The sequence below is a fragment of the Synechococcus sp. CS-1333 genome (assembly GCF_025128015.1).
In the GTDB taxonomy this organism is placed as follows: Bacteria; Cyanobacteriota; Cyanobacteriia; order PCC-6307; family Cyanobiaceae; genus MW101C3.
The window spans coordinates 69,251-89,782 of sequence record NZ_JAHLYO010000009.1 but is presented as its reverse complement, the minus strand read 5'-3'; the positions used below and the strand labels follow the sequence as shown (position 1 = coordinate 89,782).

General features: G+C 68.1%; 18 protein-coding genes. 6 read left to right on the top strand and 12 right to left on the bottom strand.

The annotated features are described in order from the left end of the window. Window positions 1–8: 8 nt before the first annotated feature. The 5 genes from KQ303_RS02360 to KQ303_RS02340 all read right to left on the bottom strand — a co-directional run bounded on the left by KQ303_RS02360 (window position 9) and on the right by KQ303_RS02340 (window position 6,420). Window positions 9–908, bottom strand: a complete 900-nt coding sequence (locus tag KQ303_RS02360; protein ID WP_259728997.1) for an RNA methyltransferase — start codon at window positions 906–908, stop codon at window positions 9–11. A 4-nt stretch (window positions 909–912) separates the two neighbouring features. Continuing rightward, on the bottom strand, window positions 913–2,088 hold the full coding sequence (gene dnaN / locus KQ303_RS02355; RefSeq protein WP_259728996.1) for a DNA polymerase III subunit beta: 1,176 nt from the start codon (window positions 2,086–2,088) through the stop codon (window positions 913–915). Between the two features lie 524 nt (window positions 2,089–2,612). After that, on the bottom strand, window positions 2,613–3,671 hold the full coding sequence (thrC, locus tag KQ303_RS02350; RefSeq protein ID WP_255100710.1) for a threonine synthase: 1,059 nt from the start codon (window positions 3,669–3,671) through the stop codon (window positions 2,613–2,615). 142 nt (window positions 3,672–3,813) lie between these two features. Further along, a complete protein-coding gene (locus KQ303_RS02345; RefSeq protein WP_259728995.1) occupies window positions 3,814–4,464 on the bottom strand; it encodes an alpha/beta hydrolase in 651 nt (216 codons plus the stop codon). Window positions 4,465–4,491: 27 nt separating this feature from the next. Next, window positions 4,492–6,420: an AarF/ABC1/UbiB kinase family protein gene (locus tag KQ303_RS02340; RefSeq protein WP_259728994.1), complete on the bottom strand. Its 1,929-nt coding sequence runs from the start codon at window positions 6,418–6,420 to the stop codon at window positions 4,492–4,494. 75 nt (window positions 6,421–6,495) lie between these two features. Between KQ303_RS02340 and recN the strand changes: the two genes are divergently transcribed. The 3 genes from recN (at window position 6,496) to KQ303_RS02325 (ending at window position 12,970) form a co-directional block, all read left to right on the top strand. After that, on the top strand, window positions 6,496–8,223 hold the full coding sequence (recN, locus tag KQ303_RS02335) for a DNA repair protein RecN (RefSeq protein WP_259728993.1): 1,728 nt from the start codon (window positions 6,496–6,498) through the stop codon (window positions 8,221–8,223). An 87-nt stretch (window positions 8,224–8,310) separates the two neighbouring features. Continuing rightward, window positions 8,311–11,349, top strand: a complete 3,039-nt coding sequence (uvrA, locus tag KQ303_RS02330; protein WP_259728992.1) for an excinuclease ABC subunit UvrA — start codon at window positions 8,311–8,313, stop codon at window positions 11,347–11,349. A 67-nt stretch (window positions 11,350–11,416) separates the two neighbouring features. Then, window positions 11,417–12,970 carry a dienelactone hydrolase gene (locus KQ303_RS02325; protein WP_259728991.1) on the top strand — a complete coding sequence of 518 codons (1,554 nt, stop codon included), beginning with the start codon at window positions 11,417–11,419 and terminating at the stop codon, window positions 12,968–12,970. A gap of 33 nt (window positions 12,971–13,003) precedes the next feature. On the opposite strand, the gene KQ303_RS02320 is transcribed toward KQ303_RS02325, so the two are convergent. Together KQ303_RS02320 and purT are read right to left on the bottom strand one after the other, a co-directional pair. Further along, window positions 13,004–14,032 carry an LCP family protein gene (locus tag KQ303_RS02320; protein ID WP_259728990.1) on the bottom strand — a complete coding sequence of 343 codons (1,029 nt, stop codon included), beginning with the start codon at window positions 14,030–14,032 and terminating at the stop codon, window positions 13,004–13,006. A gap of 50 nt (window positions 14,033–14,082) precedes the next feature. Then, window positions 14,083–15,279, bottom strand: coding sequence for a formate-dependent phosphoribosylglycinamide formyltransferase (gene purT / locus KQ303_RS02315; protein ID WP_259728989.1), 1,197 nt, complete (start codon window positions 15,277–15,279; stop codon window positions 14,083–14,085). A gap of 59 nt (window positions 15,280–15,338) precedes the next feature. On the opposite strand from purT, the gene KQ303_RS02310 reads away from it, so the two are divergent. Next, entirely contained in the window at window positions 15,339–15,527 is a 189-nt protein-coding gene (locus KQ303_RS02310; protein WP_233132866.1) for a cytochrome B6, read from the top strand. Between the two features lie 90 nt (window positions 15,528–15,617). Here KQ303_RS02310 and KQ303_RS02305 read toward each other — a convergent pair whose 3' ends face one another. From KQ303_RS02305 to KQ303_RS02295, 3 genes are all read right to left on the bottom strand, one after another. Continuing rightward, window positions 15,618–15,860 carry a hypothetical protein gene (locus tag KQ303_RS02305; RefSeq protein ID WP_094511206.1) on the bottom strand — a complete coding sequence of 81 codons (243 nt, stop codon included), beginning with the start codon at window positions 15,858–15,860 and terminating at the stop codon, window positions 15,618–15,620. Between the two features lie 112 nt (window positions 15,861–15,972). After that, on the bottom strand, window positions 15,973–17,058 hold the full coding sequence (gene mraY / locus KQ303_RS02300) for a phospho-N-acetylmuramoyl-pentapeptide-transferase (RefSeq protein ID WP_259728988.1): 1,086 nt from the start codon (window positions 17,056–17,058) through the stop codon (window positions 15,973–15,975). A gap of 65 nt (window positions 17,059–17,123) precedes the next feature. After that, complete coding sequence (locus KQ303_RS02295; protein ID WP_094511208.1) at window positions 17,124–17,375, bottom strand: DUF3134 domain-containing protein; 252 nt, start codon at window positions 17,373–17,375, stop codon at window positions 17,124–17,126. A 95-nt stretch (window positions 17,376–17,470) separates the two neighbouring features. Between KQ303_RS02295 and KQ303_RS02290 the strand changes: the two genes are divergently transcribed. Together KQ303_RS02290 and KQ303_RS02285 are read left to right on the top strand one after the other, a co-directional pair. After that, window positions 17,471–17,695, top strand: coding sequence for a hypothetical protein (locus KQ303_RS02290; RefSeq protein WP_144036949.1), 225 nt, complete (start codon window positions 17,471–17,473; stop codon window positions 17,693–17,695). Then, entirely contained in the window at window positions 17,692–18,912 is a 1,221-nt protein-coding gene (locus KQ303_RS02285) for an argininosuccinate synthase (RefSeq protein ID WP_259728987.1), read from the top strand. Before KQ303_RS02290 ends, KQ303_RS02285 begins: the two co-directional genes overlap by 4 nt. A gap of 1 nt (window position 18,913) precedes the next feature. Here the strand turns inward: KQ303_RS02285 and KQ303_RS02280 are convergent, their stop codons facing one another. Together KQ303_RS02280 and rpsF are read right to left on the bottom strand one after the other, a co-directional pair. Further along, a complete protein-coding gene (locus KQ303_RS02280) occupies window positions 18,914–19,810 on the bottom strand; it encodes a DUF4115 domain-containing protein (RefSeq protein ID WP_259728986.1) in 897 nt (298 codons plus the stop codon). 246 nt (window positions 19,811–20,056) lie between these two features. Beyond that, window positions 20,057–20,425 carry a 30S ribosomal protein S6 gene (gene rpsF, locus KQ303_RS02275; RefSeq protein WP_094511212.1) on the bottom strand — a complete coding sequence of 123 codons (369 nt, stop codon included), beginning with the start codon at window positions 20,423–20,425 and terminating at the stop codon, window positions 20,057–20,059. Window positions 20,426–20,532: the final 107 nt, after the last annotated feature.

The following is a 20,532-nucleotide window of genomic DNA, read 5'->3' as shown; positions in this document are numbered from 1 at the left end:
CGGCGGGTTCAGACCCAGGGATCCGTGTCGCTGGCGTAGCGGCTGCCCCGCCGGGACGGTCCCTCGCTGACAGGCTGGGTCCGACGGTAGCGGTCCGTGTCCGGTTCGAGCTCCGGATCGTCCTCAGGCGAGTCCCAGGCCCTGGGCCCATCGTCGCGATCCTCCAGACGATCGTCGTCGTCCCAGTCGTCCAGCGGGTCGCCGTCCGGTTGACGCCGGCCGGAATCGGCGTCCTGCCAGGGCGGACCGTCCCGCTGCGGCTCCTGCCAGGGGGGTTCCTCCAGCCAGCCTTCCAGCCGTTCCTCGAAGCGTCCGCCCACCTCCTGGAACTGATCCCTGATCCGGGTGGTCTCCTGACCCACCTGATCCCGCCAGCGGCGTGAGCGGCGCAGAAACTCCTGCCGCACACTGGCCTTGGCCAGCGGCAGGTCGTCGAGGCCGCCGAGGCCGGTGAGCACCTGGCCGGGCTGCTGATCGACGATCCGATCGGGAGTGAGGCGCCAGCGGCTGGTGCCCGGCAGGCGCGGATCGCTGCGCGACACCAGGTAGTGCAGGATGCGCCCACTGCGCAGCTCCACGGCCGCATCCGCCACCGTGCCCAGCACGGAACCCCCAGCGCCGGTCAGGGCGGCATCGAACAGCGTGGGCAGGCGTTCGAGCGTGGCCGGATCGGTGACGGCCGGTTCGCCCAGCACCAAAGCCTCCAGTTCACCGAGGCCGCGCAGCTGGTCGAGGCGCCAGACCAGCCGGCGGGTGCCGAAGGCGGAGGGCTTGCTGGCCCAGCCGAGCAGGCGGTGCACCGGCGGGTGCATCCAGCCCATCAGTCCGGGGCCGTGGTCGAGGCCCTGATCGCAGCGCACCCGCAAGCGCAGCAGGTCGGAGAGGAGCAGCTGAGCGGGAAGGCTCACGGCATCAGCTGCGGATCTGCACGGGCATCACCAGGTAGGTGAAGCTCGGATCCTTCAGCGGCGCCAGCACGGCGGGCGTGGTGGGGGCATTGCAGCGCAGCTCGACCCGGTCGGCGGTCATCGCTTTGAGGCCATCGAGCACGTAGCGCACATTGAAGGCGATCTCGATCGCGTCCCCTTTCACCAGCGCCGGCAAGGATTCCGAGCCGCTGCCCACATCCTGGGCGTCAGCACTGATGCGCAGGATGTCGGCGGATGGGTCGCTGCTCAGCTTCACCACGTTGTTGTGCTGATCGGCCACCACGGCCACCCGCTCCAGGGCGTTGACGAAGGCGCGGCGGTCGAGCTCAAGCGTGCGGCTGAAGGAGGCGGGAATCAGCTGGCCGTAGTTGGGATAGGTGCCGTCGAGGCTGCGGCTGGTGAGCACCTGATCCGCCCAGACGAACACCACCTGCCCGCGTTCGCTGAACAGGCTCACCGGCTCCTGCGACTGGCGGGAGGACAGCAGGCGCTCAAGTTCACGCAGGGAGCGGGCCGGCACCGTGACCGCAAAGCTCGGCGCCTCTTCCGCGTCCGTTGCGCCGTTACCGGGGCCCGCACCGGCAGCAGCGGCCGCCGCATTGTCGAGACGCAGCACCGAGAGGCGGTGGCCGTCGGTGGCGGCGCATTCGAGACCGTCGTGCTCCAGGCCGAGATGCACGCCGGTGAGCAACTGCTTCGCCTCATCCGGGCTGCTGGCGAACAGGGTGGCGCGCAGGCCCTTGATCAGCGCGTCCGCTTCCAGCCGGATCGGAGCGCCGGTCTGCACCAGCGGGAGGTCGGGAAAATCCTCCGCCGACAGCCCGCGCATCTGGTAGCTGCCAGAGAAACTGGTGAGCTCCACCTGCTCCTGGCCTTCGGGGCACTCCAGGGTGATCGGACTGTCGGCGGAGAGCCGGGAAACGATCTCGCCGAACAGGCGGGACGGCAGCGTGATCGCGCCGCTGGTTTCCACCGCCGCAGGCAGGCTCGTCTGGATGCCGAGATTGAGATCGAAGCCGGTGAGGCTCAACCGGCCGGTGCCGGCATCGGCGGTGAGCAGCACGTTGGCCAGCACCGGATGGGTCGGCCGGGCCGCCACCGCGCGGCTGACCAACTGAAGGCTGGCGCTCAGTTCCGCCTGGGAGCAGACCAGCTTCATCGTTTCGAGACTCCGGGTGGGATGCCCTTTTCGGGCCCCACCACGCTTCCACAAGCCGGGGCGATCCGCAACGGCGGACGACCGTCAGCGCCCTTTTCCACGCCCGTTTTCCGCGATCCTTCTACGGAAGTTCTCTCTTTCAGAAAAAGGAGAAAAGCAGCCGTAGTCGTAGGGGGTGTGGAAATCGGGGAGAAACTCAGAAAGCTAGTTGCAGCAAGGGATCTGGCTCAACAGGCATGGGGAGAACCGCTGACGGAAACCGCACGTTTTCCCCTTTTCCACGATTTCCCTGCCTGAGGAAAACCGACGCTCTGTTCGGGGCCCAGATTCAGCCGCACTTTTCCACCGCTGGCCCCCGTTTTTCCCTGGGACGGTCTGTTCACCGGCCGACATCAAAACGCCACGCTTCTGGCCGCTTCAGGGCTTTCCAGCGGCGCTGTCCGTGCCCGAACGCCAAAAACCCCCGTCCAAGAAAGGCCGTGGGCGGGGGCTCCTGGTTGATCAGACGGGCTTCAGCCCTGGTCTCAGAAGCCCATCACCTTGGCGACCACGTCCACCTCCGGCGCCAGGCCGGCATGGAAGGCGCCGTCGCTGTGATCGATCGCGGTGCCGGGATCCTTCAAGCCGTTGCCGGTGAGCACACAGACCACCGTGGCTCCTGCCGGCACCTCCGCTGCCCGCTGCAGCAGGCCGGCCACCGAAGCGGCGCTGGCGGGTTCGCAGAACACCCCTTCCTCCCGGCCCAGCAGCTTGTAGGCCTCCAGGATCTCCTGATCGGTGACCGCATGGAAGGCCCCGTTGCTCTGCTCACGCACCGCCAGGGCCTTTTCGCGGTTGGCCGGGTTGCCGATGCGGATCGCCGTGGCGATGGTGTCCGGTTGCTCCACCGTGTGGCCCAGCACCAGGGGGGCGGAGCCGCTGGCCTGGAAGCCCATCATCCGGGGCAGCCGCTGGCTGTGCCCGGCCTGCCGGTACTCCTGGAAGCCCATCCAGTAGGCGCTGATGTTGCCGGCATTGCCCATCGGGATGCACAGCCAGTCGGGGGCATCGCCAAGCGCATCGACCACCTCGAAGGCGGCCGTCTTCTGGCCCTGCAGCCGGAAGGGGTTGAGGGAATTGACCAGGGTGACGGGGTAGCTGTCGGCCACCTCGCGCACGATCGCCAGCGCCCGGTCGAAGTTGCCCTTCACCGCCAGCACCTCGGCGCCGTACATCAGCGCCTGGGCCAGCTTTCCCTGGGCCACGTAGCCATCGGGGATGAGCACGAAGGCGCGCATGCCACCGCGCTTGGCATAGGCCGCGGCCGCGGCGGAGGTGTTGCCGGTGCTCGCGCAGATCACCGCTTCAGCGCCGGCTTCGCGCGCCTTGCTCACCGCCATCGTCATCCCCCGGTCCTTGAAGCTGCCGGTGGGGTTGAGGCCGTCGTACTTGAGGAACACCTTCACGCCGCGGCCCACGCGCGCCGCAATCGCCGGCGCGGGGATCAGCGGGGTGGCGCCTTCGCGCAGCGTGATCACCGGCGTGCGATCGCTGACCGGCAGCCAGGGGCGGTAGGCCTCGATCAGCCCCGGCCAGTCCTGCAGCGTGGGCTTCGCGCCCAGGCGCCTGAGGGCAGAGAGCAGCGGCACGGGCGCGACGGAGCAGGCTGTGGCGAATCTACGCGGCGGTTAAGAAGCGCCGAGAGAGCTCACCGCCCTGAGAGCTGGCTTTGGGGCCTGGAGCGATTCAGGAGCCCTTGGCATCGGGTGCGCTGGCGGGTGGCTGGCCGGGGGCGCTGGCTGGAGGGCTGGTGGACGGGGCCGGGGGGCCGGAGGGCCGTTCATTGCCCTCCCGCAGGCCGTCAAGCGGGGATTCGGAGAAGAACCGCACCAGATCGGCGATCGAATTGGTTTTGCCCACCAGGCTGAGCAGGGCCGGGATGTTGATCGCCAGCTCGTTGGCGGGGTAGGCCCTCAGAAAGCCGGTGGGGGTGAGGGTGCCATTGCCGTTGCTGATGCCGATGATCAGGGCGGAGCGGAGCGCCGGAACGCCGGTGCCCGGTGCCCGCAACGGCGCGAAGATGCCCGCCAGGCGCTGCAGGATCGCCTCGCCGATGCGGGTGGACAGCAGACGGCTGGTAAGCACCAGCGGCAGGGTGATCTTCTGGTTCAGCAGCCGTGCCACATCTTCCGGGTTCTGGCGGCCGATCTTGAGCACGTCGGCCAGCAGGCCGCGTGCCTGGCCGGTGGCGGCCAGATGGTCGAGATCAGCGACCGGGATCGAGCGCCGGAAGGCGCCGCTGACGAAAACCAGTTGCTCGGCCGCCTGAAGACTCGGAGCGGCCGTGCTCAGCGAGAGCCCGAGCAGGACCCCCAGGACGTTGGGGCGGATGCGCAACTGAAACTCCCTGGCTGGACGCTGATCCTAGAAGCTGCCGACCGGTGCCATTCCAGCGGCTCGACGGGTTTCCGGCGCCACCAGCACGTCTCGCAGCAGGCGCACCACCCCCCGCTCCGCCAACCCCTGGGCCAGCTGCAGCCCCATGCGGCGCAGGTCGGGTTCCGCCAGCAACCGTGGCAGCCGGCGCAGCAGCAGACGGGGTTCGAAGCCCGGCACATCGCGCAGCACCACCAGGAGTTGCTGCACGGGTTCAAGATCCAGCAACTGGGCGTCGATCGCACTCATCCGCTCCATGCCCCGCAGGCCCGGTGGCTGGAGCCGTGTCGGCAGCCGCCTCCCCATCGCCTGCACGGCCCGCCAGCCGAGCGCATCGAGCCGGTCGACCATCGCATCGACCAGCTGCTGGCGCAGCATGCCTCCCTTGGGCGAGAAGAGGAAATCGAGCACCTGATCCAGCAGACCCTCCACATCCAGCTGGTCTTGAAGGGAAGCGCTGCTGATCAGATTTTCCAGCCGCTGCCAGCGGAACTCATCACCATCAAAGAGCATCTCGCGCAGGCTGCGGCGCAGATCCGGATCCGGATCCTCCATCAGCCGGCGGGCGAAGTAAGGGTAGGCCGCACCGAGAATCTTGAACTCCGGATCCACACTCAGGGCAATGCCTTCAAGCGTGACCAGCGAGCGGATGATCAGGGCGTAGTAAGGCGGCACCTGAAAGGGGAAGCGGTACATCACACCGGAGAGATCGTCGGTGACCGCCTTGAAATCCATCCGGCTCACTCCCATCTCCAGGGCCTGGCCGAACACCGATTCGAACGCCGGCACAATCGGCTCCAGATTCACCTCTTCGCCCAGAAAACCGAGCTGCACGAAATCGGTGGAGAGGGCTGAGAAGTTGCGGTTCACCAGGTGCACCACCGCCTGGATCAGCCCGGTGCGCGATTCGCGGCTCACCTCGCTCATCATGCCGAAATCCAGGTAAGCCAGGCGGCCATCCGGTAGGGCCAGCAGATTGCCGGGGTGGGGATCGGCGTGGAAAAAGCCGTGCTCCAGCAGTTGCTGCAGGCTGCAGTTCACGCCGATCTGCACCATGTGGTCGGGGTCGATGCCGAGCGAGCGCACCGCCTCCAGATTGGTGAGTTTCACCCCATCGATCCACTCCATTGTGAGCACGCGGCGGCTGGTGGCCTCGTGATAGATGGCCGGTACGGCGATGTTCGGGTTGTGCTGGTGGAGCCTGGCAAAGGTTTCGGCGTTCCTGGCTTCGTTGAGATAATCCATCTCCTCGAATACCCGCTTACCCAGTTCATCGATCAGGGCCACCAGATCGCTGCGCACCAGGCCTACATTCCGGTTGATCCAGGCGGCGATGTTGCGCACGATGTAGAGATCGAGCGTGATCTGCTCGCGCAGACCAGGGCGCTGCACCTTCACCGCCACCGCCTGGCCGTCCTTGAGCGTGCCCCTATGCACCTGGCCGAGTGAAGCGGCGGAGATCGGCTCGCGATCGAGCTGGGCGTAGATCTCGGAGACGGGCGCACCCAGATCTTCTTCGATGCAGGCCATGGCCAGTGCACCGTTGAAACCGGGCAATTGATCCTGCAGCTGGGCCAGCTCCTCCAGCAGCACCGGCGGCACGATGTCGGGCCGGGTGGAGAGGGCCTGGCCGGCCTTGATGAAGGCGGGACCGAGCGCCACCAGCAGCTGGGCGCATTCGCGCGCCCGCTCCCGGGCCCGGTCGGGGTTGCTGAGCAGGCCGGTGAAGCGATCGACGGCCACACCCACCAGGAACAGACTGATGGGCATCAGGGTCTGCCAGAGCCGCAGCAGCAGACGCCGGGGGTGACCGGCGTAGAGGCGGGTGATCGCCGCCGGGTCGTAGCTGAGCAGGCCGGCGGCTTCGATGAAGTCGCTGAGCTCCGCAGGGGTGCTCACATGGTCGGAGCGAACCATCACGGGGCAGATCGATCAACCCCTTCTAAACGAATCTCAGCGTCGCTACGGTCGGGCAGACGGCTGAGGCACCGGGTGCTCACGGGACTGCGCCTCGAGAACATCGCGCTGGTGGAGAGCCTGGAGCTGGAGTTCTCCACGGGCTTCACCGTGCTCACCGGTGAAACCGGTGCCGGCAAGTCATTGCTGCTCGATGCCCTCGATGCCCTGCTGGGCGGCGGCTCCGGCGTGCGCCTGCTGCGCAAGGGCACCGAGCGGAGCCTGATCGAAGCCCAGTTCACCACCACCGCGCCGGTGCAGGCCTGGCTGCAGCAGCAGCAGCTGGATCAGCAGCTTGCCGGTCCCGAATCCGATGGCCTCGATCAGAACGGAGACGAGCCTGCCGACCCACCGGTGGACCTGGTGCTCAGCCGCGAATGGCGCAGCAACGTCGAGCGCATCCAGAGCCGCAGTCGCATCAACGGCGTGGTGGTGAACCGCCAGCAGCTGCTGGAGTTGCGGCCCTTGCTGCTGGACCTCACCGTGCAGGGTCAGACCCAGGAACTGGCCCGTCCCGGCCAGCAGCGTCAGTGGCTGGACCGCTGCGGTGGTGACGCGCTGGCCACCTGTCTGGGGCCGGTGCGGCAGGCGGTGCGCAGCTGGCGCCAGGCGGCCGCTCGGCTGGAGCAGGCGCGGGCGGACCGCGACCGGCTGGAGCGGGAACGGCAGGAGGCCTGCCAGCAGCTCGAGGCGCTGGAGGCTGCCGCCCTCGACGACCCCAACGAACGCCTGCGGCTGCAGCAGGACCAGGACCGCCTCGCCCATGCGGTGCGGCTGCAGGAAGGGGTGATGCTGCTGCTGGGACGGCTGGTGGAAGGGGCCGAAGAGGCCCCGGCAGCGCTCGATCATCTGGCCGCCTGCGAACAGGTGCTGCAACAGCTGGCCGGCTTCGACGCCAGCCTCGGGCCCCTGGTGGAGCGCTGTGGCGAAGCGCTGCAGGACGTGCAGGACCTGGCCCGCGACCTGGAGCGCTATGGCGGTGCCCTCGACAGCGATCCCTCCAGCCTGGAAGCGGTGCAGGAGCGGCTGGCCCTGCTCAAGGGATTGGAGCGCCGCCACGGCCGCGATCTGGCGGGGCTGATCGAGCAACGCGACCAGCTACGCATGCGCCTCAGCGGTGGGGCTGCCGCCGCCCTCGAAGCTCTTGAGGCCGATGAGCAGCAGGCCCGCCTGCTGCGGGATCAGGCCTGCAGCCTGCTCAGCGCCCAGCGGCAGCGGGCGGCGCGGCAGCTGGAGGAGCAGCTGACGGCCTCGCTGCGGCCGATGGGCCTGGCCGATGTGCGCTTTTCGGTGGCGATCGAGCCGACGCCCCCGGCGGAGGAGGGGGCCGATGCGGTCACCTTTCTGTTCTCCGCCAACCCTGGCCAGCCGCTGGCTCCCCTGCGGGAAGTGGCCTCCGGTGGCGAGATGAGCCGCTTCCTGCTGGCGCTGAAAACCTGCCTGGCGGCGGCGGATCCGGGTGTCACCCTGCTGTTCGATGAAATCGACAGCGGCGTGAGCGGCCGCGTGAGTGGCGCCATCGCCGCGCTGCTGCGCCAGCTGGCTGCCCAGCGCCAGGTGTTCTGTGTGACCCATCAGCCGCTGGTGGCCGCCGCTGCCGATCACCATTTCCAGGTGAGCAAGGCGGTGGAGGCGGGCCGCACCCTCACCCGGGTGCGCCCGCTGCGGGACACCCAGGCACGTCAGCAGGAGCTGGCGGAACTGGCAGGGGGCGACTTCGGTGAGGCCCATCGCTACGCGGCCGGGCTGCTGGAGCGAAGCTGAGCGGAGCGCCGTTTCCGTTGCCGTCGAGGGGCGGCACCCTGCCCATCAGGAGACACCCGTAGACTCAGACGCTCTAGACGAGGCCGGATGCCCCGCGCGAGCATCGTTTCTGGGCCCAAGGGCACATCGTCTGAGCCTGACGCCACGTCGACCACAGCCAGCACCACGGTCCCGGCCCTTGACAAGGAAGAGGCGGCGAAGCTGCGCTCCCTCAACGGCGGCGCCCTCGAGGACGTGATCCGTGTGCGTGGCGCCCGCCAGCACAACCTCAAGGACGTGGATCTCACCATCCCGCGCAACCGGCTGGTGGTGTTCACCGGTGTGAGCGGCAGCGGCAAGAGCTCGCTGGCCTTCGACACGATCTTCGCCGAAGGGCAGCGCCGCTACGTCGAGAGCCTTTCCGCCTACGCGCGCCAGTTCCTCGGTCAGGTGGACAAGCCCGATGTGGATGCGATCGAGGGGCTTTCCCCGGCGATCTCGATCGACCAGAAGTCCACCAGCCACAACCCTCGCTCCACCGTCGGCACGGTCACGGAGATTCAGGACTATCTCCGCCTGCTGTTCGGGCGCGCCGGCGAACCCCACTGCCCTCAGTGCGACCGCTCGATCCGGCCCGAGAGCATCGACGAGATGGTCGACCGGATCTCCTCCCTGCCGGAGGGCACCCGCTACCAGCTGCTGGCGCCGGTGGTGCGGGGCAAGAAGGGCACCCACACCAAGCTGCTCAGCGGCCTGGTGGCCGAAGGATTCGCCCGTGTGCGCATCAACGGCGAGGTGCGCGAACTCTCCGACAACATCGAGCTCGACAAGAACCACGCTCACAACATCGAGGTGGTCGTCGACCGGCTGGTGGCGCGAGAGGGCATCAACGAACGGCTCACCGACTCCCTGCGCACCTGCCTCAAGCGCGGCGACGGCCTTGCGCTGGTGGAGGTGGTCCCCAAGACCGGCGAGCAGCTGCCGGAAGGGGTGGAGCGTGAGCGGCTCTATTCCGAGAACTTCGCCTGCCCCGTGCACGGCGCCGTGATCGAAGAGCTGTCCCCCCGGCTGTTCTCGTTCAACAGCCCCTACGGCGCCTGCCCCGATTGCCATGGCCTCGGCCATCTGCGCAAGTTCACCGAGGAACGGGTGGTGCCCGATCCCGCCCTGCCGGTGTATGCGGCGGTGGCGCCTTGGAGTGAAAAGGACAACAGCTACTACTTTTCCTTGCTGTTCAGCGTGGGGGAAGCCTTCGGTTTCGAGATCAAGCAGCCCTGGAACCAGCTCACCAAAGACCAGCAGCAACTGCTGCTGCACGGCAGCCCTGAGCCGATCGCCATCAAGACCGACAGCCGGTACACCAAGAGCCAGGGCTACCTGCGCCCGTTCGAAGGCATCCTGCCGATCCTGGAGCGGCAGCTGCGCGACGCCAGCGGCGAGGCGATCCGCCAGAAGCTGGAGAAGTACCTGGATCTGGTGCCCTGCGGCACCTGCCATGGCCTGCGGCTGCGTCCTGAGGCGCTGGCGGTGAAGGTGGGGCCGTATGCGATCACCGATCTCACCAATGTGAGCGTCGCCGACACGCTGCAGCGGATCGAGTCATTGATGGGGGTCGGGGAGGCGGAAGGGGCGGACCCCCTGCTCAATCCCCGCCAGATCCAGATCGGCGATCTGGTGCTGCGTGAGATCCGCATGCGCCTGCGCTTCCTGCTGGATGTGGGCCTCGATTACCTCAGCCTCGACCGCCCGGCCATGACCCTCTCCGGCGGAGAGGCCCAGCGCATCCGCCTCGCCACCCAGATCGGCGCCGGGCTCACCGGCGTGCTCTACGTGCTGGATGAACCCAGCATTGGCCTGCACCAGCGCGACAACGACCGCCTGCTCAACACCCTCTTCCGGCTCCGCGACCTGGGCAACACCTTGATCGTGGTGGAACACGACGAGGACACGATCCGCGCTGCCGACCACCTGGTGGACATCGGCCCGGGCGCGGGCGTGCACGGCGGCCGGATCGTGGCCGAGGGCACGCTCGAGAACCTGCTGGCGGAGGAGGACTCACTCACGGGGGCCTACCTGAGCGGGCGGCGCTCGATTCCGACCCCGCCCGAGCGGCGCACCAGCAGCAGCCGCAAGCTCTCACTGCTCAATTGCTCCCGCAACAACCTGCAGGGGCTCGATGTCGACATTCCGCTCGGCCGCCTGGTGGCGATCACCGGGGTGAGCGGCAGCGGCAAGAGCACCTTGATCAACGAACTGCTCCACCCGGCGCTCGAGCACAAGCTGGGCCTGAAGGTGCCGTTCCCGTCCGGTCTCGATGAATTGCGGGGCATTCAATCGGTCGACAAGGTGATCGTGATCGACCAGAGCCCGATCGGCCGCACCCCCCGCTCCAACCCCGCCACCTACACGGGCGCCTTCGATCCGATCCGCCAGGTGTTTGCCGCCACGGTGGAGGCCAAGGCCCGCGGCTATCAGGTGGGCCAGTTCAGCTTCAACGTGAAAGGTGGACGCTGCGAGGCCTGCAGTGGCCAGGGCGTGAATGTGATCGAGATGAATTTCCTGCCCGATGTGTATGTGCAGTGCGATGTCTGCAAGGGGGCGCGCTACAACCGTGAAACGCTTCAGGTGGCCTACAAAGGCCACACGATTGCAGATGTGCTGCAGATGACGGTGGAACAGGCAGCCGACGTGTTCAGCGCCATTCCCCAGGCGGCCGACCGGCTGCGCACCCTGGTGGATGTGGGGCTGGGCTACATCAAGCTGGGCCAACCCGCTCCCACGCTCTCCGGCGGTGAAGCCCAGCGGGTGAAGCTGGCCACCGAACTCTCCAAGCGGGCCACCGGCAAAACCCTCTATCTGATCGATGAACCCACCACCGGCCTGAGCTTCTACGACGTCCACAAGCTGATGGATGTGATGCAGCGCCTTGTGGACAAGGGCAACTCGATCGTGGTGATCGAACACAACCTCGATGTGATCCGTTGTGCCGACTGGTTGGTGGATCTGGGCCCCGAAGGCGGCAACAAGGGGGGCCAGATCGTGGTGGCCGGCACGCCGGAGCAGGTGGCCGAGCATCCCACCAGCCATACGGGCCGCTACCTCCAGCAGGTGCTGGCTCAGCATCCACCGGTGGCCCTTTCGGCCTGAAGCCATCACCACCAACCGACCAACGGCCAGCGGGAGGGGATCATGGAGGCATCACCGCTCCAACGTCGTGGCCCAGCGTCGATTCAAGCCGGCGGCAACCGCCCTGCTGACCGTTGCCGGGCTAGTGGGGGGCCTCGCCTTGGCGCCCTCCCGTGCCCAGGCGCTGGAGCGGGTGCAGATGCGGCTGCCGCTGCTGGATACCGACTTCACAGTGAAGCTGAGCGAGCTCAGCAGCCCTGCCAGCCTGTTGGCCGGCAACAGCGACCTGGCCGAGCTGGACCGCGCCACCGATGGAGCGGTGGGCCGCAAGTTCGTGGACCTGTTCAATGCCCCGCTGCCGCTGCAGGTGACGGCCGTGGTCGACACCTCCGCGACCTCGCCCCTGCTCAATCAGGCCCTGCTGCTGGTGTCGGCGCTCGGCGGCATCGACGGCCTGCCGGAGCCGTTCACCGGGGAGGATCTTTCCAGGGTGCTGGACCAGGCGGCGGCCAAGGGTCCGCTCACCATGCTCACTGTGCTGCGGGCCCTGCCCGGAAAAACGGCCACGATCGATCTGGGCCGCGCCCTGTTCGCCGTGCAGCGGCTGGCGCGGCAGCAGCAGCCGGCCGATACCCTGCTGGCCGCGCAGCCGGCGGCGGCGGAAGATCCGGCCCTGCGCTCAGCGGGTCCACTGGCCACGCAACGCGCTGAACTCACGATTCCCGTGGCCTACCGGCCCCAGCCGTTGTCCGTGGTGGTGGTCCGCCCGACCACAGGCGCCAACAACCGCCTGGTGGTGATCTCCCACGGTCTGTGGGACAGCCCGGAAAGCTTTGAGGGCTGGGGGCGCCATCTCGCCAGCCACGGCTACACCGTGCTCCTGCCCCGCCACCCCGGCAGCGACCGGCAGCAGCAGAGCGCCATGCTCTCCGGCAAGGTGCCGCCGCCGGGCCCGGAGGAGCTGCGGATGCGGCCCCTGGATGTGAGCGCCGTGATCGATGCCGTCGCTGCCGGTGGCCTGGGCCTGCCGCCCGGCATCCGCACCGACTCCGTGGTGGCCATGGGCCAGTCGTGGGGCGCCACAACCGTGCTGCAGCTGGCCGGTGCCAAGCCCAGCGACACCCGCCTGACCGAGTTCTGCAACGACCCCTTCGATCCTTCCAGAAATCTCAGCTGGATCCTGCAGTGCAGCTTCCTCACCTCTGCCAATACCGCCGCGCTGGCGGATCCCCGCATCAAGGCGGTGGTCGCGGTCAGTCCGCCCATGTCGCTGCTGTTCGCCTCCGGTGCGGCCCAGTCCATCTCCAGCCGCGTGCTGCTGGTGAGCGGCAGCCGTGACTGGGTGGTGCCCGCCGGGCCTGAGGCGATCACGCCGATGACCCTGGAGGCGCGCAATGCCGGCGGTGGGCACAGCCTCGTGCTGGCCAAAGGCGGCGATCACTTCAATCTCGGTTCCACCTACGAGGTGGGTGGTGGGGCGCTGCGCGGCTTGCTCCTGGCCTGGACCAACGCCGCCTATGCGGCCGGGCCTGCGGTCGCCCCGCGCTCGGGTGCCCCGCAACTGCTACCAGCCAATGGCTGGGGCGACAGCGCTATTCCCTTGGTGGACGTGACCGGCGCCCTGCGTGGTCGCACCCCCTGAAGCTGAACCAGAGCGGGCTGGTGGCCGGTCCGCTCAGAAGGCCGGCAGTTCTTCGCTGTCGCTGCTGGCGGGGTGGTTGGTGTTGGTGTCCGGCATCCAGTAACTCAGGTCGTCCTGCCAGAAGAGCCGCCCCGGCAGGCGGTTGGTGCTGAGCTTGGTGGAGCCCATGGTGGAGAGCAGGGCGCCCAGCTCCATCGGCGTGAGATCGGTTTTTACGTTCTCGCCGGCCAGCTTGATCAGCGCCGGATACTGGGCCACCGTGCCGGGCTGGGCCAGCTTGCGGAACACTTCCCGCAGCACCATCTGCTGACGCTCCATGCGGCCGAGATCGCCCAGTTCATCGTTGCGGTAGCGCAGGAAGCCTTCAAGGGCTTCGCCCTTGAGCAGCTGCACGCCCGGGTAGAGGTCAATGTAAAGGTCCTGGCGGCTGTCGGTGTAGTACATCCGCTTGGGCACATCCACCTCCACACCGCCCAGGGCATCGGCCAGCTTCTGCACGGCATTGAGGTTGACCAGCACGTAGCGGTCCACCGGAGTGCCCAGCAAGCTGGTGAGCTGTGCCTTCACTTCCTCCACACCACCCATGGCATAGAGGGCATTGGCCTTCAGCACGCCGTGCTGGTCGGATTCGATAAAGGTGTCCCGCGGCACCTGGGTCAGCCGGGTGATGCCGTCCTGCACCTCCACGGTGAACATCACATCGGTATTGGCGGCCACGTGATCGGTGCCCAGCACCACGATGCGGTGCTGGTCGAGGCCGAGGGGCGCCACCAGGCTGCTGACCGAGGGGGCCGCTTTCATCAGCCCGGCCATCAAGGCGCCCAGCAGCTGGGGAAGGGGCCCGGTGACGAGCAGGCTCAGGCCCACTCCACAGGCCAGACCCAGCAGCGCAGAGGGGCGATGCAGACGGCGACGGGGGCTCTTGCCACCATTGCCCCGGCGCGGTGCACCTTCCGCCGGCGCGCCTTCCTGAAGGCCAGCGGCAGGGTCAGCCGTCGACCCAAGGTCTTGGACCCGGGCCGTGACGGAGAGAGGGCTACGACGCGACTGGGCCTTGGGCATTGAGGTTTCCGATGGCCGCACCATAAAACCCATTCCCCTGGCTGGCCAGGTCAGGGACCTGCCACCACCTCCACCCGGGCGGCGGCGCGATCGGCCCGCTCCCGTGCCTCAGCCAGATCGGTGCCGCGCGCCAGGGCCACACCCATGCGCCGGTGGGGCCGTGCTTCCGGCTTGCCGAACAGCAGCACGGTGGTGTCGGGTTCGGCCAGGGCTGCCGCCACGCCGGTGTAGGCCACGCTGCTGAGCTGCTCGCCGGCCAGGATCACCCGGCTGGCGGCGGGACCGGTGGATTGGATGGCGGGGATCGGCAGCCCCAGCACGGCGCGCAGGTGCAGTTCGAACTCGCTGAGGTTCTGGCCGGCCAGCGTCACCAGGCCCGTGTCGTGCGGCCGGGGCGAGAGTTCCGAGAACACAACCGCACCGGGGTCCGTGGAGCCGGCAGCACCGGTGAGGAAGAACTCCACGCCGAACAGTCCAGCACCGCCAAGGTGATCGGTGACCTTCAAGGCCATTGCCTGGGCTGCCTCCAGCTGAGCCGGTGCGAGGCAGGCGGGCTGCCAGCTGCATTGGTAGTCGCCCCGTTCCTGCACGTGGCCGATCGGCGGGCAGAACAGCGTGGGGCCGTTCCACTGCCGCACTGTGAGCAGGGTGATCTCCTGCTCGAACTGCAGGAACTCCTCCACGATCACCCGCGCACCGGCCCCGCGCGCGCCCGCCAGCGCCGCCTCCCAGGCCGCCGCGATGCCTTCGGGGCCCTGTACCACGCTCTGCCCCTTGCCCGAGGAGCTCATCACCGGCTTCACCACCACGGGCCAACCGAGCGGCGCGGCGGCGGCGGCCAGTTCCTCGGCGCTGCTGGCATAGGCGAAGCGGGCGGTGCGCAGGCCCAGGGTGCCGGCGGCCAGATCCCGGATGCGATCACGGTTCATGGTCACGGCTGTGGCCTGCGCCGTGGGAATCACGGTGACGCCTTCCGCCTCCAGTTCAGCCAGGGCATCCACGGCCAGGGCCTCGATCTCCGGGATCACCAGATCCGGCCGGTGGCGCCGCACCACGGCCAGCAGCGCCGCCGCATCGGTCATCGGGATCACCTCCGCCGCATCGGCCACCTGCATGGCGGGCGCACCGGCGTAGCGGTCGACGGCGATCACGCGGCAACCGAGGCGCTGGGCGGAGATGGCCACTTCTTTGCCCAGCTCGCCGCTGCCCAGCAGCATCAGGGTGCGAGGGAAGGTGGGCGCCGTCATCACGGGGGGGCAGGTGCCCTTGATCCTGCTCCCCCGCTTGGCCCTGCTAGAAGAGCAGCGTGTCGGCCCCGCCTGCCTTGATCGTTTCGCCCGCCGTTCTGGCCTTCGCGTCCACCGGTGACGGCGTCGATGGGCTGCCGTTCGGATGGACGATCGACGGCCTGCAGAATGGTGTGCTGATCTATCTCGGCCTCTCTTCGCTGGCGTTCGTGATCGTGTGGCTGGTGGGCTTCCTGCGTCGCTCCTGAGCGCCGCGACCTCCCCGCCGCGACCCACTGCTTCAGCCAGCAGGCCCCCAACAGAACGTCCCGATCAAAACGCCGATCAGCCCGGCCTGGTCAGGAATCGGCGATCAGGTCGAGCTGGCGCACCGGCGGCTCCTCGCTCACGAAGCCATAGGCCTCGAACACCTGTGCATCGGCGTGGGTGATGTGCTGGCCGTCGCTGTGGCGCTCCAGTTGGAAGCCCTCCTGCGCCATGCGCCGCATCAGGCCGGCGGCCTCCTCAAAGCGGGCTGCCATCGCCTCGAGGCTGGCGCAATCGGCCGTCAGGCCCGTTTCCTTCCAGGTGAAGTAAGCCAAGGCGACGCTCGCAGTGCGGGGAATGGACGCGGGGGTGGGAGCCACCCTCTCGATTCTGCTCAGCTCCGCCTCAATTCTGCTCAGCTCTGCCCTGCGCCGCAGCGCTCGAGGCTCAGGGCAGCAGCAGCAGGCCGAGCAGCACCAAGGCCACGCTCGCGAGCCAGAACCCCACCACGACCCGCTGTTCCGGGTTGCCCGCCAGCTCGAAATGGTGGTGCAGCGGCGCCATGCGGAACAGCCGCCTGCCCTGCCCATCGGGGCCCTTGGTGGCTTTGAACACCCACACCTGCAGGATCACCGACAGGGACTCGGCCACGAACACCCCGCCCATCACAAGCAGGGGCCAGAGGCTGTTGGTGAGCAGGGCCACCGCCGTGAGCGCCGCCCCCATTGCCAGCGAGCCGGTGTCGCCCATGAACACCCGGGCGGGGTGGCGGTTGTGGCCCAGGAAGCCCAGCCAGGCGCCCGCCATCGCCGCGCAGAAGCCGGCCATGGCGGGGTCGCCGCTGTGGCCACGCAGCATCAGCTCCAGGGCGAAGCCGGTGAACACCACGGCGCCGCAGCCTGCCGCCAGGCCGTCGAGGCCATCGGTGAGGTTGGTGGCGTTGCTTTCGGCCAGGAACACGAACAGACCCAGCGGCAGCAGCAGCAGGCCCAGCGGCAGCACCCAGCCGAACGGCAGGCCCACATCGCCGCCGAACCAGCCACGCCAGCTGCCCCAGGCCAGGAACAGCAGCGCCGCCAGCGCCTGCAGCACCAGCTTCCCCTTCGGGGTCAGGCCGGTGTTGGTGCGGCGGGTGAGGCTGCGCCAGTCGTCGAAGCCGCCGATCGCCAGGAAGGCGAGGGTGATGGCGGCCACCGCCAGCAGTCGCTCATCGGTCGGAGCGATCAGCCCGCCCACGATCACCCCCACCGGCACCACCAGCAGACCGCCCATCGTGGGGGTGCCGGCCTTGCTGAGGTGGCCCTGGGGGCCGTCTTCCCGGATCACCTGGCCCACTTTCAGGGCCCGCAACCGCGGCACCCCCCACACACACAGCGTCCAGCTCACCAGCGCCGCCAGCAGCAGCGGCAGCGTGAGCTGGGACACCCGGAACCAGAGATCGCAGCCCAAGGCCGCCGCCACGAGCAGCAGGGTGAGGGCGCTGGCGGGTGAACGCAGCCGGCCGGGAGCGGTGAGCGGGGAGGTGGAGGCCAAGGATCAGGGGCGATGGCGGCCGTTCAGGCCCGTTCCTCGTAACCGGACGGATGGGAGGGGAAGGGTCAGTCTTCCCAGCTTTCGTCGCTTGCTTCGTCGGCGGGGCTGTAATCCTCTTTCTCGCCCATCAGGGCGGAGAGCTCCTCCTCTTCCACCGTGCTCACGTCAGGAGCGGCGGTTTCCTCATCCACCACCAGCCGGCCGCTGGTTTCCAGCCAGCTCAGCAGGTCCGGTTCGTCCCGCAGGGGGAGCACCGGTGCCGGCTCTTCCCGCCCGTAGCGGGTGAGGGAGGGATTGACGCTGTCGAGGGTGCTCATGAATGCAGATCAGCGGGGATGTTCAGGCTGGGAAAGCCAACGCTGCGCCCGGTTCGCCGATCCACCACCATAGATCAGGCCTCTGCCCCGTTTTCTTGTCGGCATCCAAGGCGGTCGGGATTCTGCGGGTATGGGCCGTTGCCCTGCTGCTCAGTGGCCTGCTGGTGGCCGCCGGCCGCCGCTGGCCGGTGGCGCTCACGCCCACGCCGGCGATCGTCTGGGCTCTGCTGCTGCTGCCCCCGCTGCTGATGGGGTTCTGGATCGCCCGCCGCTGGGGGAGAATCCAGCAACCGGATCCGAGCGAGGCACTGAGCGAATGACACAGGAGGAACGGACGTCCCGGGCGAAACGGGTGGTGCTCGCCTACTCCGGCGGGGTCGATACGAGCGTATGCATTCCTTATCTCCTGAACGAATTCGGAGTGGAGGAGGTGATCACCTTCGCGGCCGATCTCGGCCAGGGCGATGAGCTCGAGCCGATCCGCCGCAAGGCGCTCGACTCCGGCGCCAGCCAGTCGATCGTGGGTGATCTGATCGAGCCGTTCATCACCGACTTTGCCTTTCCCGCCATCCGCGCCAACGCCCTCTACGAAGGCCGCTATCCCCTCTCCACCGCCCTGGCCCGCCCGCTGATCGCCCGTCGCCTGGTGGAGGTGGCCCGTGAGGTGGGCGCCGATGCCGTGGCCCATGGCTGCACTGGCAAGGGCAACGACCAGGTGCGTTTCGATGTGGCGATCGGGGCCCTGGCGCCCGAGCTCAAGGTGCTCGCTCCGGCGCGCGAGTGGGGCATGAGCCGGGAAGAAACGATCGCCTATGGGGAGCGTTGCGGCATCCCGGTGCCGGTGAGCAAGGCCTCACCTTTTTCGATCGACCTGAACCTGCTGGGCCGCAGCATCGAGGCCGGCCCGCTGGAGGATCCCTGGGTCGAGCCGCCCGAAGAGATTTACGCCATGACCTGCTCCGTGAGCGCAGCGCCGGAGCAGCCCGAGGTGGTGGAGATCAGCTTCGAGCAGGGCAATCCGGTGGCGATCAACGGCCAACGGCTCGATCCGGTGGCGCTGGTGCGCCGCGCCAACGCCCTTGCCGGCAGCCATGGCTTCGGCCGTCTCGACATGATCGAGAACCGGGTGGTGGGGATCAAGTCGCGGGAGATCTATGAAACCCCCGGCCTGCTGCTGCTGATCAAGGCCCACCAGGAACTCGAAAGCCTCACCCTGGCCGCCGATGTGCTGCGCTACAAGCGCCAGATCGAAACCAGCTGGTCTGATCTTGTGTACCAGGGCCTCTGGTTCGGCCCGCTCAAGGAGGCGCTCGACGGCTTCCTCGACCGCACCCAGCTGACCGTCAGCGGCATGGTGCGGATCCGGCTCCACAAGGGGAATGCCACCGTGATCGGCCGCTCCTCCAGCGAAAGCCTCTACATGCCCGACATGGCCACCTACGGTGCCGACGATCGCTTCGATCACCGGGCGGCTGAGGGGTTCATCTACATGTGGGGCCTGCCCACGCGCCTGTGGGCCGCCGCGCGGCGGCGTTAGTTCAGGGGCTGGGAGTCGCGATGGCCGGAGAAGTGGTGGGAGTTCCTTCGGCTTCAGGCCCGGAGCCACGGCCGCTGGCTCCAGGCTGGATGGTGACCCAGGCGACGTCGCTGATGCGCCCCAGCAGGCGGGCTGGGCCATCAGCGCGTCGAATCGTGAGCAGGTCGGGACGGCCGGCGAACACCTGCAGCCCCTCACTGAGCGCAAATCGCTTCTCCCCTTTCAGCAAGCCCGCGAATAGGTAGGTACCGGCGCCGTTGCGCACCTCCACCCAGTTGTCCTCGTTGCTGCGCAGGGCCACTTCGTTGGGCCCGACAGCGTCGGGATTGGGGGTGGCGGCACTGGTGCCATTGCCGCTCTTGGCCTGCCCTTGCGCTTCCGCTATTGACGCAGTGGTTTTCACCGAGGGAGCGGAAGCGGGGGATTGCCGCAGTTGATGCCATCCGAGGGTGCCTCCGAGGGAGAGCAGGCCCACCGCTCCGGCGATCAGCAGCAGTTGGTGCCGGGTTTGCGGCAGACGGGGTGCGGCGCTCAGGGAGCTCTTCAACCAGTGCAGCGGCTGCAGCGGCGTGCGCGGCTGGGTGGGCCGCTCCCTGGACGGTGGTGTGGGTGGTGGTGGCGGACCCGGTGCGGCGGCAGGCGCGGGAGCGGGCATCAAGATGCGTTGCTGGGGGTTGAGGCCAGGCAGCGCGTGCTGGAGCGTTAGCCGCAACGACTGGTTCTCCTCCGTGAGCAACCTCTGGCGCTCCAGGATCGGCTCGCAGCGTTCCTTGAACTTGCGCTCAAAGATCTCAGGCAACTCGGAAACCAGAGATTCCAGTTCCGCTTGGTGACGGCGCGCCTGCTCCAGCTCCTGCTGGGTACGGCTCAGACGCAGGTGGGCCGACTGGAGCTGCATCTGGCTGGACTGCAACTCAAGCCGCGTGGCTTGAAGATCAACCTCAAGGGTTTCCGGATCGCTGCCATTGGCCTGAGAGGCAGTCGGGTCGTCAGACCCGAACCGGTCGGAGGGGACGTGTTCGGGCAACGTCCAGAACGGGGGACAAGATGGGTATCAGGCTATCCGGGACCGCCGCGACTGCAGCAGTCGTTGCGACCCCGGTGTTGTGTCCCCGGATCTGGAGCAGCCGGTGAAGGCCCAGGATCAGGAGGCGACAGCGATGGCAGCCTCGGCTTCGGCGGGCGCCGCTGCGCCACCGGCGCGGGGGGCTGGCATCGGGCCGTCCTGTTTGACGGTGAGGTAACGGATCACGTCTTCGCTGAGACGCATCGCCCGCTCCAGCAGGGCCACCTGCTGGCCATCGCCGTTGTGGTTGAGCTGCACGTAGATCCCTTCGCGATGCTTGGCGATCGTGTAGGCCAGACGCCGCTTGCCGCGCATCTGGGTGTCAAGCACTTCGGCGCCTGCTTCGGTGACGATGTCACGGTATTTGTTGACATGCGTCTCCACCTCTTCCTCCGGGATGTCCGGACGAAGGATGTACATCGTTTCGTAGTAAGGCTTCTGCGACATGGCGGGAGTGAAAGCTCCGTGACGGGCTCGGATGAGGCCGGCAGCCTGTTGGCGACCAGCGACGGACTCACCAGCCTACCCGCCGGGCTGACCGGGGCTTCAGCGGC

Excerpts from the sequence above, each read along its gene's own strand:
- dnaN (WP_259728996.1), bottom strand. The coding sequence starts at position 2,088 with ATGAAGCTGGTCTGCTCCCAGGCGGAACTGAGCGCCAGCCTTCAGTTG.
- KQ303_RS02340 (WP_259728994.1), bottom strand. The coding sequence starts at position 6,420 with ATGGTTCGCTCCGACCATGTGAGCACCCCTGCGGAGCTCAGCGACTTC.
- uvrA (WP_259728992.1), top strand. The coding sequence starts at position 8,311 with ATGCCCCGCGCGAGCATCGTTTCTGGGCCCAAGGGCACATCGTCTGAG.
- KQ303_RS02320 (WP_259728990.1), bottom strand. The coding sequence starts at position 14,032 with ATGCCCAAGGCCCAGTCGCGTCGTAGCCCTCTCTCCGTCACGGCCCGG.
- purT (WP_259728989.1), bottom strand. The coding sequence starts at position 15,279 with ATGACGGCGCCCACCTTCCCTCGCACCCTGATGCTGCTGGGCAGCGGC.
- KQ303_RS02295 (WP_094511208.1), bottom strand. The coding sequence starts at position 17,375 with ATGAGCACCCTCGACAGCGTCAATCCCTCCCTCACCCGCTACGGGCGG.
- KQ303_RS02285 (WP_259728987.1), top strand. The coding sequence starts at position 17,692 with ATGACACAGGAGGAACGGACGTCCCGGGCGAAACGGGTGGTGCTCGCC.
- KQ303_RS02280 (WP_259728986.1), bottom strand. The coding sequence starts at position 19,810 with ATGCAGCTCCAGTCGGCCCACCTGCGTCTGAGCCGTACCCAGCAGGAG.
- rpsF (WP_094511212.1), bottom strand. The coding sequence starts at position 20,425 with ATGTCGCAGAAGCCTTACTACGAAACGATGTACATCCTTCGTCCGGAC.